General features: G+C 55.1%; 14 protein-coding genes. 10 read left to right on the forward strand and 4 right to left on the reverse strand.

From position 1 onward, the window contains the following. The first annotated feature begins 100 nt into the window (after window positions 1–100). Together degP and FA91_RS03070 are read left to right on the forward strand one after the other, a co-directional pair. Window positions 101–1,525, forward strand: coding sequence for a serine endoprotease DegP (gene degP, locus FA91_RS03065; protein WP_034912437.1), 1,425 nt, complete (start codon window positions 101–103; stop codon window positions 1,523–1,525). 158 nt (window positions 1,526–1,683) lie between these two features. Further along, a complete protein-coding gene (locus FA91_RS03070) occupies window positions 1,684–2,841 on the forward strand; it encodes a CdaR family transcriptional regulator (RefSeq protein WP_034912438.1) in 1,158 nt (385 codons plus the stop codon). Between the two features lie 61 nt (window positions 2,842–2,902). Here FA91_RS03070 and FA91_RS03075 read toward each other — a convergent pair whose 3' ends face one another. The 4 genes from FA91_RS03075 to map all read right to left on the reverse strand — a co-directional run bounded on the left by FA91_RS03075 (window position 2,903) and on the right by map (window position 8,092). After that, on the reverse strand, window positions 2,903–3,295 hold the full coding sequence (locus FA91_RS03075; protein WP_034912440.1) for a DUF3461 family protein: 393 nt from the start codon (window positions 3,293–3,295) through the stop codon (window positions 2,903–2,905). 334 nt (window positions 3,296–3,629) lie between these two features. Beyond that, window positions 3,630–4,454 (reverse strand): 2,3,4,5-tetrahydropyridine-2,6-dicarboxylate N-succinyltransferase, encoded by an 825-nt coding sequence (gene dapD / locus FA91_RS03080; RefSeq protein ID WP_034912441.1) that lies wholly within the window; start codon window positions 4,452–4,454, stop codon window positions 3,630–3,632. A gap of 105 nt (window positions 4,455–4,559) precedes the next feature. Next, the gene (gene glnD, locus FA91_RS03085; protein ID WP_034912444.1) at window positions 4,560–7,205 is read right to left on the reverse strand and encodes a bifunctional uridylyltransferase/uridylyl-removing protein GlnD; all 2,646 of its coding nucleotides are present in this window, start codon (window positions 7,203–7,205) and stop codon (window positions 4,560–4,562) included. A gap of 92 nt (window positions 7,206–7,297) precedes the next feature. After that, the gene (map, locus tag FA91_RS03090) at window positions 7,298–8,092 is read right to left on the reverse strand and encodes a type I methionyl aminopeptidase (RefSeq protein WP_034912447.1); all 795 of its coding nucleotides are present in this window, start codon (window positions 8,090–8,092) and stop codon (window positions 7,298–7,300) included. 321 nt (window positions 8,093–8,413) lie between these two features. Between map and rpsB the strand changes: the two genes are divergently transcribed. The 8 genes from rpsB (at window position 8,414) to rseP (ending at window position 16,227) form a co-directional block, all read left to right on the forward strand. After that, on the forward strand, window positions 8,414–9,139 hold the full coding sequence (gene rpsB, locus FA91_RS03095) for a 30S ribosomal protein S2 (RefSeq protein ID WP_034912448.1): 726 nt from the start codon (window positions 8,414–8,416) through the stop codon (window positions 9,137–9,139). A 183-nt stretch (window positions 9,140–9,322) separates the two neighbouring features. Then, complete coding sequence (tsf, locus tag FA91_RS03100) at window positions 9,323–10,174, forward strand: translation elongation factor Ts (protein WP_034912450.1); 852 nt, start codon at window positions 9,323–9,325, stop codon at window positions 10,172–10,174. A 150-nt stretch (window positions 10,175–10,324) separates the two neighbouring features. Continuing rightward, window positions 10,325–11,050: a UMP kinase gene (gene pyrH, locus FA91_RS03105; protein ID WP_034912451.1), complete on the forward strand. Its 726-nt coding sequence runs from the start codon at window positions 10,325–10,327 to the stop codon at window positions 11,048–11,050. Window positions 11,051–11,185: 135 nt separating this feature from the next. Further along, complete coding sequence (gene frr / locus FA91_RS03110; RefSeq protein ID WP_034912455.1) at window positions 11,186–11,743, forward strand: ribosome recycling factor; 558 nt, start codon at window positions 11,186–11,188, stop codon at window positions 11,741–11,743. A 137-nt stretch (window positions 11,744–11,880) separates the two neighbouring features. Then, window positions 11,881–13,083, forward strand: a complete 1,203-nt coding sequence (ispC, locus tag FA91_RS03115) for a 1-deoxy-D-xylulose-5-phosphate reductoisomerase (protein WP_034918870.1) — start codon at window positions 11,881–11,883, stop codon at window positions 13,081–13,083. A gap of 157 nt (window positions 13,084–13,240) precedes the next feature. Then, entirely contained in the window at window positions 13,241–13,993 is a 753-nt protein-coding gene (gene ispU, locus FA91_RS03120; protein WP_034912458.1) for a (2E,6E)-farnesyl-diphosphate-specific ditrans,polycis-undecaprenyl-diphosphate synthase, read from the forward strand. Window positions 13,994–14,011: 18 nt separating this feature from the next. Next, the gene (cdsA, locus tag FA91_RS03125) at window positions 14,012–14,869 is read left to right on the forward strand and encodes a phosphatidate cytidylyltransferase (protein ID WP_034912459.1); all 858 of its coding nucleotides are present in this window, start codon (window positions 14,012–14,014) and stop codon (window positions 14,867–14,869) included. Between the two features lie 8 nt (window positions 14,870–14,877). After that, window positions 14,878–16,227 carry a sigma E protease regulator RseP gene (rseP, locus tag FA91_RS03130; protein ID WP_034912461.1) on the forward strand — a complete coding sequence of 450 codons (1,350 nt, stop codon included), beginning with the start codon at window positions 14,878–14,880 and terminating at the stop codon, window positions 16,225–16,227. Window positions 16,228–16,233: the final 6 nt, after the last annotated feature.

A 16,233-nucleotide genomic window follows, 5' to 3' on the forward strand; every position in this document is an offset into this window, starting at 1 on the left:
TTTAGCTGAAACTTCCTGATGAACTTAGCGGTAAAACATGAATCTCATCATCACGACCACAGCAATGGTTGCATAACAGGACACAGTGAGAATCAGACGTATGAAAAAAACACTTCTGGCCAGTGCGCTGGCATTAAGCCTTGGAATGGCGACTATCCCTTTCTCTGCCGTTGCGGCGGAAACCGCTTCTTCATCAAGCCAGCAGCTTCCCAGCCTGGCGCCGATGCTGGAAAAGGTCATGCCTTCGGTGGTCAGCATTAATATTGAAGGCAGCACCACCGTTCGTAATCAACGTTTACCGCAGCAGTTCCAGCAGTTTTTTGGCGACAATTCGCCGTTTTGTCAGGAGGGTTCGCCGTTCCTGAATTCACCGTTCTGCCAGGGAGGCGGACAGGGCGGTGCAAATCCGCAGCAGGAAACGTTCCGCGCGCTGGGATCGGGCGTGGTGATTGATGCCGCCAAAGGCTATGTGGTGACAAATAATCACGTTGTCGATAAGGCGACCAAAATTCAGGTGCAGCTGAGCGATGGCCGCAAATATGATGCAAAGGTTATTGGTAAAGATCCCCGTTCTGATATCGCGCTGATCCAGCTCAATGAAGCGAAAAACCTGACGGCGATTAAAATGGCCGACTCGGACGATATCAAAGTGGGCGACTACACGGTGGCAATCGGTAACCCTTACGGCCTGGGCGAAACGGTTACCTCGGGCATCGTATCTGCGCTGGGCCGAAGCGGTCTGAATGTGGAGAACTACGAGAACTTTATCCAGACGGATGCGGCGATTAACCGTGGCAACTCCGGCGGCGCGCTGGTGAACCTGAACGGCGAACTGATCGGCATTAACACTGCGATCCTCGCGCCGGACGGCGGCAACATCGGCATCGGTTTCGCTATTCCCAGCAACATGGTGAAGAACCTGACGGCGCAAATGGTGGAATACGGTCAGGTGAAACGCGGCGAACTGGGGATCATGGGTACCGAACTGAACTCGGAACTGGCGAAGGCAATGAAAGTTGACGCGCAGCGCGGCGCGTTCATCAGCCAGGTGGTGCCGGGATCGTCCGCAGCGAAAGCAGGCGTTAAGGCAGGCGATGTGGTGACCTCGATCAACGGCAAGCCAATATCCAGCTTTGCCGCCCTGCGTGCGCAGGTGGGTTCACTGCCGGTGGGTACAAAAATGGTGCTCGGCCTGATCCGCGACGGCAAGCCGCTGACGGTTAACGTTGAACTTCAGCAGAGCAGCCAGAGTAAAGTCGATTCCGGCAATATCTACACGGGCATTGAGGGTGCCGATCTGAGCAACTACGACGTGAAAGGCGTTAAGGGCGTGAAGATTGACAGCGTGAAGCCGGGTTCTGCTGCGGCGGGCATCGGATTGAAAAAGGACGACGTGATCCTCGGTGTCAATCAGCAGCCCGTGACCAACCTCGGTGAACTGAGGAAGATCCTCGACGCCAAACCCGGCGTGCTGGCGCTGAATATCAAACGTGGCGACAGCAGCATCTATTTGCTGATGCAGTAATCTCTCCGGGCGCCGATGTCCGTCGGCGCCATTCTGGCTGTAAATCGTGAGTCTCTTCGCAGTTTTTGTATTCCATGCTTTTCTTTGTGCATTTGCACAATGCTCTGCTGTTGTACCCCGGCTATTCTGACTCGATAACTTTTTTTCAGGAGCTGTCTATGTCAACCTGCCATCTTGACGCCCGTCTGGCGCAGGAGATTGTGGCCCGAACCATGCAGATTATTGACAGCAATGTCAACGTGATGGACGCGCGCGGCCGCATTATCGGCAGCGGCGATCGGGAGCGAATAGGGGAAATGCACGAAGGGGCGCTGCTTGCCCTTTCCCAGGCGCGCGTGGTGGATATTGACGAGGCGGTGGCAAAACATCTGCACGGCGTGCGGCCCGGCATTAATTTGCCGATGCGCATCGACGGCGAAATTGTCGGCGTGATTGGTCTGACCGGCGAGCCGGTGGCGTTGCGCCACTACGGCGAACTGGTGTGCATGACGGCTGAAATGATGCTGGAACAGACGCGCCTGCTGCACATGCTGGCGCAGGACAGCCGCCTGCGTGAAGAGCTGGTGCTCAATCTGATCCGCAGTGAAACGATCTCGCCAGCGCTGATGGAGTGGGCGCAGCGGCTGGGGATCGACATCAACCAGCCGCGCGTGGTGGCCGTGGTTGAGGTGGACAGCGGACAGCTTGGCGTGGACAGCGCCATGTCTGAGCTGCAACAGTTACAGACGCTGCTTACCACGCCGGAGCGCGACAATCTTATCGCCATTGTTTCGCTGACTGAAATGGTGGTGCTGAAACCGGCGCTGAATGCGCACGGACGCTACGATGCGGACGATCATCGTAAACGCGTTGATCATCTGCTGGCGCGTATGAAAGAGAGCGGTCATTTACGGATGCGTATTGCGCTGGGTAACTATTTCACCGGGCCGGGCAGCATTGCGCGATCTTATCGCACCGCGCGCACTACCATGCTGGTAGGCAAACAGCGTATGCCGGAGCAGCGTAGCTTTTTCTATCAGGATTTGGTGTTGCCGGTATTGCTGGACAGCCTGCGCGGCGGCTGGCAGGCGAATGAGTTGTCGCGCCCGCTGGCGAAGCTGAAAGCGATGGATAATAACGGCCTGCTTAAACGCACGCTGAGCGCCTGGTTCAGTCATAACGTGCAGCCTTCGGCCACCGCGAAAGCGCTCTATATTCATCGCAACACACTTGAGTATCGGCTGAATCGGATCTCCGAGCTGACGGGCCTGAATCTGAGCAATTTCGACGATCGGCTACTGCTTTATGTCGCGCTGCAACTGGATGAGCAGCCCTGAAAATAGGACATAAAAAAACCAGCGTGTTTAACGCTGGTTTTTTATATCAGGCAGAGAAAAATTAACGACCGTTGCGGGTTAACGTTTCCAGATCGGCTTCGATTTCGCTGATCTTATTTGAAACCACGCTTTCCAGATGGCGTAAGTCTTCAAGAATTTTACGCTTCAGATCCACTTCAACGCGATCGCGCTGGCAAATCTGATCCAGCTCATCAATGACGTAACGCAGGTTGGGGCTGATTTCCTGAATTTCTTTGTAGCCCTGGCTGACGTTATCGGCCACCACGGTTTTACGCTGGCGCGGGTATTTAAACTTCACGCTTTTGGCAAAAAACTCGCCTTTGTCTTTGCGGAAGTAGATTTTCAGGATGTCGTTGCTGGCTTCCTGACGCAGGCTGTAACGGTCAATATCGTCGGGATTACTGACACCCAAACTTTTCAAATTATCATACATAAGAGTTATTTCCTGAATGAAGAGGGATCGCTCCGGCTGCGCGTCGTGAATACTGCGTTGTGCAGTGCTCGCCATGCTCATGGACGTTAAATCCACTCCGCTGGCTGCGCGCTTACGCCTTGTCTTCACTCAGCTCGCTCGTTTCGGACTATCGAAAAAGATAGCTTTAAAATTCACAGCCCGGATTACGAAAAGATTAAATTGCATTATTAACTGGCGCGGATTATCGCTCAGTTGTTGCGCAATAGCACCCGTTATTTCAGGGCCTGAAAGAAGTTATTTAAGCGGGAAGTGTAAAGATAAAATTACGGGCCGCCGGGCGCGGCCCGCAGGCTTAGTCGATGGTGCGCAGCAGTTCGTTGATGCCCACTTTTCCGCGGGTTTTTGCGTCAACTTTCTTGACGATCACCGCACAGTAAAGGCTGTAGCTGCCGTCTTTGGAGGGCAGGTTGCCGGAAACCACCACGGAACCCGCAGGAACACGTCCGTAATGAACTTCGCCGGTTTCGCGGTCATAAATTTTTGTGCTCTGACCGATGTAGACGCCCATTGAGATCACCGCGCCTTCTTCGACAATCACGCCTTCAACGATTTCAGAGCGCGCGCCGATAAAACAGTTGTCTTCGATGATGGTGGGATTGGCCTGCAACGGTTCCAGCACGCCGCCAATGCCAACGCCGCCGGACAGGTGTACGTTTTTGCCAATCTGCGCGCAGGAACCCACGGTTGCCCAGGTATCTACCATGGCGCCTTCATCAACGTAAGCGCCGATATTCACGTAAGAGGGCATCAGTACGGTGTTGCGGGCGATAAACGCGCCCTGGCGCACGGCGGCAGGCGGCACCACGCGAAAGCCCTCTTTTTTGAAGCGTGCGTCATCATAGTCAGCGAATTTCATCGGCACTTTGTCGTAAAAACGGCTTTCAGCGCCGTCAATCACCTGGTTGTCATTAAGGCGAAAAGAGAGCAGCACCGCCTTTTTTAACCACTGATGGGTGACCCATTCGCCATTAATCTTTTCAGCCACGCGCAGCGCGCCGCTGTCCAGTTGGGCAATAACCTGGCTCACCGCTTCGCGGGTGGCGGTATCGGCATTTGCAGGGGTAATGTCGGCGCGACGCTCAAAGGCGCTCTCAATAACACTCTGTAACTGTTGCATTAATTCTCATTTCCTGTGGTCAAAGCGGTTTGCGAAGCAGACACGCTCCCGCAAAAAAAGCGAGAAGCGCGCGACTCCGGCGGGTCGAAAAAAGTTTACTCCCGGTCACACTTTATCGTTTGGATCAAGGGCCTCTGTCAACCGTTGTTGCAACTCCTTGCGCAATTGCGGGTTGAGCGCCCGCCGCTCGCCGTTGGCTAAAATAAACAGATCTTCCACGCGTTCGCCGATGGTGCTGATCCGCGCGCCGTGCAGCGAGACGCCAAGATCGGCGAACACTTCCCCCACGCGCGCCAGCAGGCCAGGCTGATCCAACGCGATCAGCTCCAGATAGGTGCGACGATCGGTATGGGTTGGCAGAAATTTCGCTTCGGTTTCCACATTAAAGTGCCTGAGGCGCGGCGACGGCCGCCGCGTTCTTGGCGGCTGCCATGTCGTCTGACCGATAGCCTGCCGCAGCGCCTCGCGGATCATCTCGTGACGATCGGCTGCCAGCGGGCTGCCGTCCGGTTCCAGCACGATAAAGGTGTCCATCGCCATGCCGTCGCGGCTGGTGAAGATCTGCGCGTCATGAACGCTCAGATTGCGGCGATCCAACTCGCCTGCCACCGTGGCAAACAGGTAAGGACGATCCGGGCACCAGACGAAGATCTCCGTGCCGCCGCGCGTCGCCTGCGGGCTGACCAGCACCAGCGGTTTGCTCAGATCGTGATTGATCAAATGACGTGCATGCCAGGCGAGCTGGTTTGGCGTATGGCGCAGGAAGTAGTCGGCACGGCAGCGGCCCCAGATGTTTTGCAGCGCCTGTTCGTCGATGTTGTCCATTCGCAGCAGGGAGAGCGCTTGCAGGCGATGATGGCGCACGCGCTCGCGCAGATCGGGATGGTTGTCCATGCCGCGCCGAAGCTGTTTCTCGGTGGCGAAAAAGAGTTCGCGCAGCAGGCTCTGCTTCCAGCTGTTCCACAGATTGCCGTTGGTGGCGCAAATATCGGCCACCGTCAGGCAGATAAGATAGCGCAGCCGGTTTTCGTTCTGCATCACCTCCGCAAACTGCTGAATGACGGTGGGATCCTGAATATCGCGCCGTTGCGCGGTGACCGACATCAGCAGATGATGCTGCACCAGCCACGCAACCAGTTGCGTTTCCCGCGAGTTCAGATGATGCAGCTCGGCGAATTCCAGCACGTCCTGCGCGCCGAGGATCGAGTGGTCACCGCCGCGTCCTTTGGCGATATCGTGAAACAGCGCGGCCAGCAGCAGCAGTTCCGGCTGCGGCAGGCGCGGCCAAATCTCCACGCACAGCGGATGCTGCGGACGCGTCTCCTCGCTGGCGAAGCTCTCCAGCTTTTGCAGAACGCGAACGGTGTGTTCATCGACGGTGTAAGCATGGAAAAGATCGAACTGCATCTGTCCGACGATATTGCCCCATTGCGGCATATAGGCGCGTAAAACGCTGTGGCGGTGCATCGGCACCAGCGCCCGACTCACCGCGCCGGGATGCCGCAGAATGGCGAGAAACAGCTGTCGCGCCTCTGGAATATAACACAGCGGCTGATTGAGATGACTGCGCGCGTGGCGTAGCTGGCGCAGCGTGGTCGAGTAGATGCCGGTGATCACCGGCGTGCGCACCATGGTATAAAACATGCGCATGATCGCTTCAGGTTGACGGCTGAACAGCGTTTCATCAATCAGGTCGATCAGCGTGCCGCGTAGCTGAAATTCACTGTCAATCGGTCGTGGTTTTTCGTCCTCGCCCAGCGCGAGGATCGCCTCGTCGAAAAGCTGGAGCAGCATCTGATTCAGTTCGCCGATGCGGCGGGTCACGCGGTAGAAATCCTTCATCATCCGCTCGACCGGCTCATTCCCTTCACCGGCATAATTCAGCCGCTGCGCAACGTTAAGCTGACGATCAAACAGCAGGCGGTTATCGTAGCGCGGCAGCGTTAAATGCAGCGCGAAACGAATGCGCCACAGAAAGCTCTGACATTCGTTCAGCTCATTGCGCTCGGCGCTGGTGAGAAAGCCAAAATCAACCATCTCGTCCATTGAGGTGGCGCCAAAATGGCGACGCGCCACCCACAGCAGCGTGTGGATGTCGCGCAGGCCGCCGGGGCTGCTTTTGATGTCCGGCTCCAGGTTATAGCTGGTGCCGTGATAGCGATGATGCCGCGCCTGCTGCTCCTCGATTTTGGCGGCAAAAAAGCGGTCGGACGGCCAGAAGCCGTCGCTGAAGATGTTTTTCTGTAGCTCAAGAAACAGCGCAAGATCGCCGGTGATCAGGCGCGATTCAATCAGGTTGGTGGCGATAGTAAGATCGGATAACCCTTCCAGCAGGCACTCTTCAAGGGTGCGCACGCTATGGCCCACTTCCAGCTTCAGGTCCCACATCAGCGTCAGCAGCTCGCTGGTGCGGCGCGCGTCCTGCTCGGAAAGCACATTGCGGCTCAGCATCAGCACGTCGATATCGGAAAGCGGGTGCAGTTCACCACGGCCGTAGCCGCCAACCGCCACCAGCGCGATATCCTGCTGCGCCGGAAAGCCATAAAACTGCCAGAGGCGGCGGAGTAATCTGTCGATAAAAAGCGTACGCGCATCAATCAGTTCTTCCGCGTTGACGCCCTCATCAAACGCCTCCGCGAGGTTTTGCTGAAACTGCTCAAGGCGCAGGCGAATAGTATCGCGCGTCAGGTCGTTGTCCTGCCAGTCGGCGGGAGAAGGGGAAAGAGAGTACTTATTTAATTTTTTATTCACGCCTGGCTTCTCCGCGCATGGAGGAAAGGGATCCGGTGATGGCGGCGGCAAAAAAAAACCGGCTTTCGCCGGCTTTACACGCTGAAGAGCTATCAGGCGTCGTGCGTCAGAACCGCCGGAAGGGTCTCATCTTTACGCAGCGTCATAATTTCGCAGCCGTTTTCCGTCACCACGATAGTATGCTCATACTGCGCAGACAAGCTGCGATCTTTAGTTTTTACCGTCCAGCCATCTTTCATGCTGCGAATGCGGTAGTCACCGGCGTTGACCATCGGCTCAATGGTGAACGCCATGCCGGGCTGAAGCACCACGCCGCCGTCGTCCGCATCGTAATGCAGCACCTGCGGCTCTTCATGGAAGCCGCGGCCAATGCCGTGTCCACAGTATTCACGCACCACGGAGAAGTCCTGCGCTTCAACGAACTTCTGGATTTCACGGCCGATCGACCGCAGGCGAATGCCTGGCCTGACCATGCGCAGCCCCAGGTAAAGGCTCTCCTGGGTGATACGGCAGAGTCGTTCGCCCTGGATAGTGGGTTTGCCGACGATAAACATGGTGGAAGTATCGCCATGGAACTCATCTTTAATCACCGTGACATCAATATTCACGATATCGCCATCCTTCAGGATCTTGTCATCGCTGGGAATGCCGTGGCAAACCACTTCGTTGACGGAGATGCAAACGGATTTTGGAAAGCCGTGGTAGCCCAGGCTGGCCGATACCGCTTTTTGCGTGTTCACAATGTGATCGTGGCACAGTCTGTCCAGTTCGCCGGTGCTTACGCCGGCCACCACGTGCTCTGCAATCATTTCAAGCACTTCTGCGGCGAGGCGACCGGCCACGCGCATTTTTTCAATCTCTTCAGGGGTTTTAATTGTAATTGCCATTCAATTTGTCCGCAGTTGTCGACATTTTCGACAATAATAAAGCAAGTGGAGCAATGTTAGCAGTCCGCCCCGGCTCTGCCAATTGCAGTTTGTGTGTGCACGCACGCAACAACAATTATTGGCTTCGCACAGCGCTTTGTGGTATAAAGCGCGCCGACGATTCTCTGTGGCGACACCGGGAACGCATAACTCTCATTGTGTAAATAACACACATGTATCGAGACCATACGCCGGGGTGCCTTAATGTTTGCGTAAGCAGCAGCGAGGTCGGTTGTATGGGATACATGGAGGCCTAACCCCAAATCATTTATAGAGGTAATCATGGCAACTGTTTCCATGCGCGACATGCTTCAGGCAGGTGTACACTTCGGTCACCAGACCCGTTACTGGAACCCGAAAATGAAACCATTCATCTTCGGTGCGCGTAACAAAGTTCACATCATCAACCTGGAAAAAACCGTACCTATGTTCAACGAAGCCCTGGCTGAGCTGAACAAAATTTCTTCCCGTAAAGGTAAGATCCTTTTTGTAGGTACTAAGCGCGCGGCAAGCGAAGCGGTAAAAGAAGCAGCAGGCAGCTGTGACCAGTTCTTCGTCAATCACCGCTGGTTGGGTGGCATGCTGACTAACTGGAAAACCGTTCGTCAGTCCATCAAACGCCTGAAAGATCTGGAAACTCAGTCTCAGGACGGTACTTTCGACAAGCTGACCAAAAAAGAAGCGCTGATGCGTGCTCGTGAACTGGCCAAGCTGGAAAACAGCCTGGGCGGTATCAAAGACATGGGCGGCCTGCCGGACGCACTGTTTGTTATCGATGCTGACCACGAACACATTGCTATCAAAGAAGCAAACAACCTGGGTATCCCGGTATTTGCTGTTGTTGATACCAACTCTGATCCAGACGGCGTTGACTTCATCATTCCTGGTAATGATGACGCCATCCGTTCTGTCAGCCTGTACCTGACCGCCGTGGCTACTACCGTGCGTGAAGGTCGCTCTCAGGATCTGGCTCAGCAGGCGGAAGAAAGCTTCGCTGAAGCTGAGTAATAAGGACTGCTCTTCAACAGAGCCCTTATCAATCAGATAGTAATCTGTAAGGGGCCACGTATGGCCCCTTTATTTTTTTCGAATTTGCTTTGCCGCCGGCGAGGCGAAATATTTCTTCCGAGACCAGGCATTCGACGTGGCGCCACGGCGCTGACGAATGCTGAGCTAACCGAGGATTAGAGAATGGCTGATATTACTGCTGCTCTGGTAAAAGAACTGCGCGAGCGCACTGGCGCTGGCATGATGGATTGTAAAAAAGCGCTGACCGAAGCCAATGGCGACATCGAGCTGGCGATTGAGAACATGCGTAAATCCGGCGCAATCAAAGCGGCGAAAAAAGCAGGCAACGTAGCGGCCGACGGCGTGATCAAAACCAAAATCGTTGGCAACTACGGCATCATTCTGGAAGTTAACTGCCAGACTGACTTCGTTGCTAAAGACGGCGGCTTCCAGGCGTTTGCTGACAAAGTGCTGGATGCGGCTGTTGCAGGCAAAATCACTGACGTTGACGTGCTGAAAACCCAGTTTGAAGAAGAGCGCGTTGCGCTGGTAGCGAAAATTGGTGAAAACATCAATATCCGTCGCGTTGCTTCACTGGAAGGCGACGTGCTGGGCAACTACCTGCACGGCGCGCGTATCGGCGTGCTGATTGCTGCCACCGGTGCTGACGAAGAGCTGGTTAAGCAACTGGCGATGCACGTTGCGGCAAGCAAGCCTGAATTCGTTAAGCCAGAAGACGTGTCTGCCGATGTGGTTGAGCGTGAGCACCAGATCCAGCTCGACATCGCTATGCAGTCCGGCAAGCCGCGTGAAATCGCAGAGAAAATGGTTGAAGGCCGCATGAAGAAATTCACCGGCGAAGTTTCTCTGACCGGTCAGGCGTTTGTTATGGACCCAGGCAAAACCGTGGGCCAGCTGCTGAAAGAGAAAAATGCAGACGTGACTAACTTCATCCGTTTCGAAGTGGGCGAAGGCATTGAGAAAGCGGAAACCGACTTCGCGGCAGAAGTCGCGGCCATGTCCAAACAGTCTTAATGGTTAACAGGAACCGCCAAACGGCGGTTCCTTTTTATCTGCTTCAGAATACATTTTTCAGTCTCATCCCAATAGTCATTCACCCTGACTCAAGGGATGATAGCGCAGACTACATTCCCCTTATCGATGACAGCTTCCAGGAAAAAAACCATGGCAACGAATGCAAAACCCGTATATCAACGAATTCTGCTCAAGCTGAGCGGTGAAGCTCTGCAAGGCGCCGAAGGTTTCGGCATTGACGCCAGCGTGCTGGATCGTATGGCTCAGGAAGTGAAAGAGCTGGTAGAACTGGGCATTCAGGTCGGCGTGGTTATTGGTGGCGGTAACCTGTTCCGCGGCGCTGGCCTGGCGCAGGCAGGTATGAACCGCGTAGTCGGCGACCACATGGGCATGCTGGCAACCGTGATGAACGGCCTGGCGATGCGCGATGCGCTGCACCGCGCCTATGTCAACGCGCGTCTGATGTCGGCAATCCCGTTAAACGGCGTATGCGACAACTACAGCTGGGCAGAAGCAATCAGCCTGCTGCGGAATAACCGCGTGGTGATTTTCTCCGCCGGTACGGGCAATCCTTTCTTCACTACCGATTCAGCAGCCTGCCTGCGCGGTATTGAGATCGAAGCCGATGTGGTGTTGAAAGCGACGAAAGTAGACGGTGTTTACTCTGCCGATCCGGTGACAAACCCGGATGCAACGCTTCACGATCAGCTGAGCTACGCCGACGTGCTGGAGCGTGAGCTGAAGGTAATGGATCTGGCGGCATTCACCCTGGCGCGCGACCACAAGCTGCCCATTCGCGTATTTAATATGAATAAACCCGGCGCCCTGCGTCGCGTGGTGATGGGCGAAAAAGAAGGCACGCTGATTACGCACTAATACCCGTCAGCGTCGAGTTAAGGTATATTCTCTGCGTGGCGCGTGGTACGCGCTACACTAAAGAGTGATGACGACATTCGCAACGGGCGCAATTTTACGCGCCCGGCAGGTCAACCAGAATCCAAGGGTTCCAACGTGATTAACGAAATCAGAAAAGATACTGAAACGCGCATGGATAAAAGCGTTGAGGCATTCAAAAATAACATCAGTAAAATTCGTACCGGCCGCGCGTCGCCCAGTATTCTCGACGGGATTACGGTTGAATACTACGGTACGCCTACACCGCTGCGTCAGCTGGCCAGCGTAACGGTAGAAGATTCACGTACGCTGAAGGTAAACGTGTTCGACCGTTCAGTTAGCGCTGCCGTTGAAAAAGCCATTATGACCTCCGATCTCGGTCTGAATCCAAGCTCGGCGGGAAGCGATATCCGCGTTCCGCTGCCGGCGCTGACTGAAGAGCGTCGCAAAGATCTGATCAAGATCGTGCGTGGCGAAGCAGAGCAGGGCCGCGTTGCCGTACGTAACGTGCGTCGCGATGCTAACGACAAGCTTAAAGCGTTGTTGAAAGACAAAGAGATCAGTGAAGACGAAGATCGTCGCTCACAGGAAGAAATTCAAAAAATGACCGACGCCTTCATTAAAAAAGTGGATACCGCGTTGGCCGAGAAAGAAGCGGAGCTGATGGACTTCTGAGTTCGTCATCTTTCGCATAAACGCCGTACAGATTGCCGTTCTCGCGAGTGGTCAGTCTTACGGCGTTTTGCATTTCGTCTCGTTATTGATGAAGGCAGTGCAGGCGCCTTCCTCCGTTCACTATGCAGAGCAACTTCATGAAGCAATTAACGATCCTCGGTTCGACCGGCTCTATTGGCACCAGTACGCTGGCGGTGGTGCGCGCTAATCCGCAACGGTTTGCCGTGAAGGCACTGGTCGCTGGACATAACGTAGAGCTGATGGCGGAGCAGTGTCTGAATTTTCGGCCTGCTTATGCCGCGATGTCGGACGAACGATCGGCCAGCGCGCTGAGGCTGCGTCTGAAAAGTATGAACGTTGCCACCGAGGTAATGAGCGGTGAAGAGGCGGCCTGCGAGCTGGCCGCGCTGGACGACGTTGACCAGGTGATGGCGGCGATCGTCGGCGCTGCCGGCCTGTTGCCCACGCTGGCGGCTATTCGCGCAGGTAAGCAGGTTCTTCTTGCCAATAAAGAGTCGCTGGTCACCTGCGGCCAGCTTTTTCTTGAGGCGGTGAGCGCTTCCGGTGCGCAGCTTTTGCCCGTCGACAGCGAGCACAACGCCATTTTTCAGAGTTTGCCCGCTTCCCTCCAGCAGCAGTTAGGGTACGCTTCTCTGACGGATAATGGCATTGACAGCATTATCCTTACGGGGTCAGGTGGCCCTTTTCGCACGACGCCGCTGGCGGATTTGGCCCGCATGACGCCCGATCAGGCCTGTGCGCATCCGAACTGGTCAATGGGGCGTAAAATCTCCGTCGATTCGGCCACCATGATGAATAAAGGTCTGGAATATATTGAAGCCCGCTGGTTGTTTAACGCGAGCGATTCGCAAATGGAAGTGATCCTGCATCCGCAGTCGGTTATCCACTCCATGGTGCGCTATCGTGATGGCAGCGTGCTGGCTCAGCTTGGGTCGCCGGATATGCGTACGCCTATTGCTCATGTGATGGCGTGGCCGCAACGCGTGCAGTCTGGCGCAACGCCGCTGGATTTCACCCGCATGGGCGCAATGACCTTCGCCGAGCCGGACTACACACGCTATCCCTGCCTGAAGCTGGCGATTGACGCCTGCAAGAACGGACAGGCCGCAACGACTGCGCTAAATGCCGCTAATGAAATTGCCGTCGCCGCATTTCTTGACGCGCAAATCCGTTTTACCGACATTGCGGCTGTTAATATGGCCGTGTTGGAAACGTTGAACAGTGCAGAGCCAACCAGTGTGGATGCCGTTCTTGATATCGACAGACAGGCGCGTGCAGCCGCTATTGCCTGTCTGCCGCGTTTTGCTGCGGCGCGATAACGGGGCCGTCGCCATTTGTGGGGCAGGGGCGGAGATGGTATAGTCTTCGACCGCTAATTAATGCTGAGGCCGCATTGGTCACGGCTTTTTTTGCGCCACGCGGGCAAGATATTTCAGAAACCAGACTTTTTCTGAATAAAGGAAATAAATACGCGTTATGTCGTCCGAAAACTTATTACAACCCGATGACCTGCAAAGGGAAATTCCCCGTCACGTGGCCATCATTATGGATGGCAATGGCCGTTGGGCTAAAAACCAGGGCCGACTGCGCATAACGGGTCACAAGGCGGGCGTGAAATCGGTTCGTCGGGCCGTTAGTTTTGCCGTCAGCAACAAATTTGACGCGCTGACGCTCTACGCTTTCAGCAGTGAGAACTGGAACCGCCCTCCGCAAGAAGTGATGGCGTTGATGGAGCTGTTTGTCTGGGCGCTCGACAGCGAAGTAAAAAATCTGCATAAGCATAATGTTCGCCTGCGAATTATCGGTGACACCGGCCGTTTTAACGCCCGCTTGCAGGAGCGTATTCGCCGTGCAGAGGAACTTACTCAACAAAATAATGGACTGACACTCAACATTGCCGCGAATTATGGCGGTCGTTGGGATATTATTCACGGTGTCAGAAAAATCGCAGAGCAGGTGCAGGAAGGTCTTATTCGCCCCGATAACATCAGCGAAGAGACGCTTGGCTCACACCTTTGCCTTCAGGATCTGGCACCGGTGGATTTGGTAATAAGGACAGGGGGAGAGCATCGAATCAGTAACTTCTTGCTGTGGCAAATTGCTTACGCGGAGTTCTTTTTTACCGATGTTCTCTGGCCTGATTTTGATGAACAAGTTTTTGAAGGTGCATTGAATGCGTTTGCACAACGAGAGCGTCGCTTTGGCGGCGCAGCACCCGATGGCGCCTGAGCGCTCGGGGGGTAATCTTTGCTGAAGTCTCGCCTGATTACTGCATTTATACTCATTCCCATTGTGATAGCGGCGCTCTTTTTGCTGCCGCCCTCAGGGTTCGCGATTACCATCCTGGCCATCTGTATGCTGGCCGCCTGGGAATGGGGGCAGTTGGCGGGACTTGCGTCACGCGCTCAGCGTATCGCGCTCGCAGCAACATGCGGCCTTCTGCTGGTCGTGATGCTTTCCACCCTTCCGGCCTGGCAGCACTCCGTGCTTTTACCGCAGGTGACAGGATCGCTCTGGGCTGCGCTGGCCTGGTGGATTGTTGCTTTGATTCTGGTGTTGTTTTATCCCACGTCCGCTTCACTCTGGCGTACTTCACGCCCGCTGCGTCTCCTTTTTGGCATTCTGACCATTGTGCCCTTTTTCTGGGGCATGATGGCGCTACGCCAGTATCATTACGACGTTGACCATTTTGCCGGTGCCTGGTGGCTGCTCTATATCATGTTTCTGGTATGGGGCGCGGATTCCGGCGCGTATATGTTTGGCCGCCTCTTCGGCAAACACAAGCTGGCACCTAAGGTTTCTCCCGGTAAAACCTGGGAAGGCTTTTTCGGCGGCCTTCTCTGTTCGGCGATTATCTCCTGGCTGTTCGGGCTGTGGGCGCCGCTGAGCATTCCTGCCGTCACGTTGCTAACCTGTTCAGTGGTGGCCGCGCTGGCCTCCGTGCTCGGCGATCTCACCGAAAGCATGTTCAAGCGCGAGGCGGGTATTAAGGACAGCGGAAATTTAATTCCGGGACATGGCGGTATTCTTGACCGTATTGACAGCCTTACCGCTGCGGTACCGGTTTTCGCCTGTTTGTTGTTGCTGGTCTTCGGGACGTTATAAGGGACGATATGCTGAGCATCCTGTGGAGCCTTGGCGCGTTTATCATTGCGCTGGGCGTATTGATTACCGTGCACGAGTTCGGCCACTTTTGGGTAGCCCGCCGCTGCGGCGTCAAGGTTGAGCGCTTTTCCATTGGTTTTGGTAAAGCGCTGTGGCGTCGTCGCGACGCGCAGGGCACGGAATACGTGGTTGCGCTGATCCCGCTCGGCGGCTATGTGAAGATGCTGGACGAGCGCGTCGAAAGCGTGACGCCGGAGCTTCGTCATCAGGCTTTCAATAATAAAACCATTCTTCAGCGCACGGCCATTATCAGCGCCGGGCCCATCGCAAATTTCCTTTTTGCTATTTTCGCTTACTGGCTGGTATTCATGATTGGCGTACCCGGCGTGCGCCCGGTAATTGGCGAAATAACCAGCAACTCGCCCGCCGCAGCGGCGCAAATTGCACCAGGCATGGAACTTAAAGCCGTTGACGGTATCGAAACGCCTGATTGGGAAGCTGTGCGCATGGCGCTGGTAGCAAAAATCGGCGAGAAAGACACCACGCTGAGCGTAGCGCCTTTCAACAGCGCGCAGCGCACCGATAAGCGGGTTGATTTACGGGACTGGCAGTTCGAACCGGATAAGCAGGACCCGGTCGCCGCGCTGGGTATCCAGCCGCGCGGTCCACAGATAGAAACCGTGCTGGCGAAGGTGCAAAGCAACTCGGCGGCGAGCAAAGCAGGTTTGCAAGCAGACGACAGGATCGTTAAAGTCGATGGTCAACCGCTGAAGCAGTGGATGGATTTTGCCACGCAGGTACGTAACAGTCCCGGCAAAGCGATGGCGGTTGAGGTGGAACGACACGGGCAAACGGTAGCAGTCACGCTGACGCCCGACGTGAAACCAGGCAATAAGGCGGAAGGGTTTGTCGGCGTGGTTCCGCGCTTTATTCCGCTTGCGGATGAATATAAAACGGTGCGCCAGTACGGCCCGTTTGCCGCGATAGGTGAGGCCACTGCAAAAACCTGGCAGCTCATGAAGCTGACGGTCAACATGCTGGGCAAGCTTATCGTAGGTGAAGTGAAGTTAAATAATCTCAGCGGGCCCATTTCGATTGCACAGGGTGCTGGGACGTCGGCGGAATACGGCCTGATTTATTACTTGATGTTCCTCGCGTTAATCAGCGTGAATCTCGGTATCATCAACCTGTTCCCTCTGCCGGTATTAGATGGTGGACATTTGCTGTTTCTGGCGATCGAAAAGATCAAAGGTGCGCCAGTGTCTGAGCGAGTTCAGGACTTCAGTTATCGCATCGGCTCAATTTTGCTGGTGTTGTTAATGGGGCTTGCGCTTTTCAATGATTTCTCGCGGTTATAGTTTGCC

The organism is Erwinia sp. 9145 (genome assembly GCF_000745075.1).
Classification (GTDB): domain Bacteria; phylum Pseudomonadota; class Gammaproteobacteria; order Enterobacterales; family Enterobacteriaceae; genus Erwinia; species Erwinia oleae.

Bases quoted from the DNA above. Each gene is read 5' to 3' on its own strand.
- degP (WP_034912437.1), top strand. From the start codon at position 101: ATGAAAAAAACACTTCTGGCCAGTGCGCTGGCATTAAGCCTTGGAATG.
- FA91_RS03070 (WP_034912438.1), top strand. From the start codon at position 1,684: ATGTCAACCTGCCATCTTGACGCCCGTCTGGCGCAGGAGATTGTGGCC.
- FA91_RS03075 (WP_034912440.1), bottom strand. From the start codon at position 3,295: ATGTATGATAATTTGAAAAGTTTGGGTGTCAGTAATCCCGACGATATT.
- dapD (WP_034912441.1), bottom strand. From the start codon at position 4,454: ATGCAACAGTTACAGAGTGTTATTGAGAGCGCCTTTGAGCGTCGCGCC.
- map (WP_034912447.1), bottom strand. From the start codon at position 8,092: ATGGCAATTACAATTAAAACCCCTGAAGAGATTGAAAAAATGCGCGTG.
- rpsB (WP_034912448.1), top strand. From the start codon at position 8,414: ATGGCAACTGTTTCCATGCGCGACATGCTTCAGGCAGGTGTACACTTC.
- tsf (WP_034912450.1), top strand. From the start codon at position 9,323: ATGGCTGATATTACTGCTGCTCTGGTAAAAGAACTGCGCGAGCGCACT.
- pyrH (WP_034912451.1), top strand. From the start codon at position 10,325: ATGGCAACGAATGCAAAACCCGTATATCAACGAATTCTGCTCAAGCTG.
- ispC (WP_034918870.1), top strand. From the start codon at position 11,881: ATGAAGCAATTAACGATCCTCGGTTCGACCGGCTCTATTGGCACCAGT.
- ispU (WP_034912458.1), top strand. From the start codon at position 13,241: ATGTCGTCCGAAAACTTATTACAACCCGATGACCTGCAAAGGGAAATT.
- rseP (WP_034912461.1), top strand. From the start codon at position 14,878: ATGCTGAGCATCCTGTGGAGCCTTGGCGCGTTTATCATTGCGCTGGGC.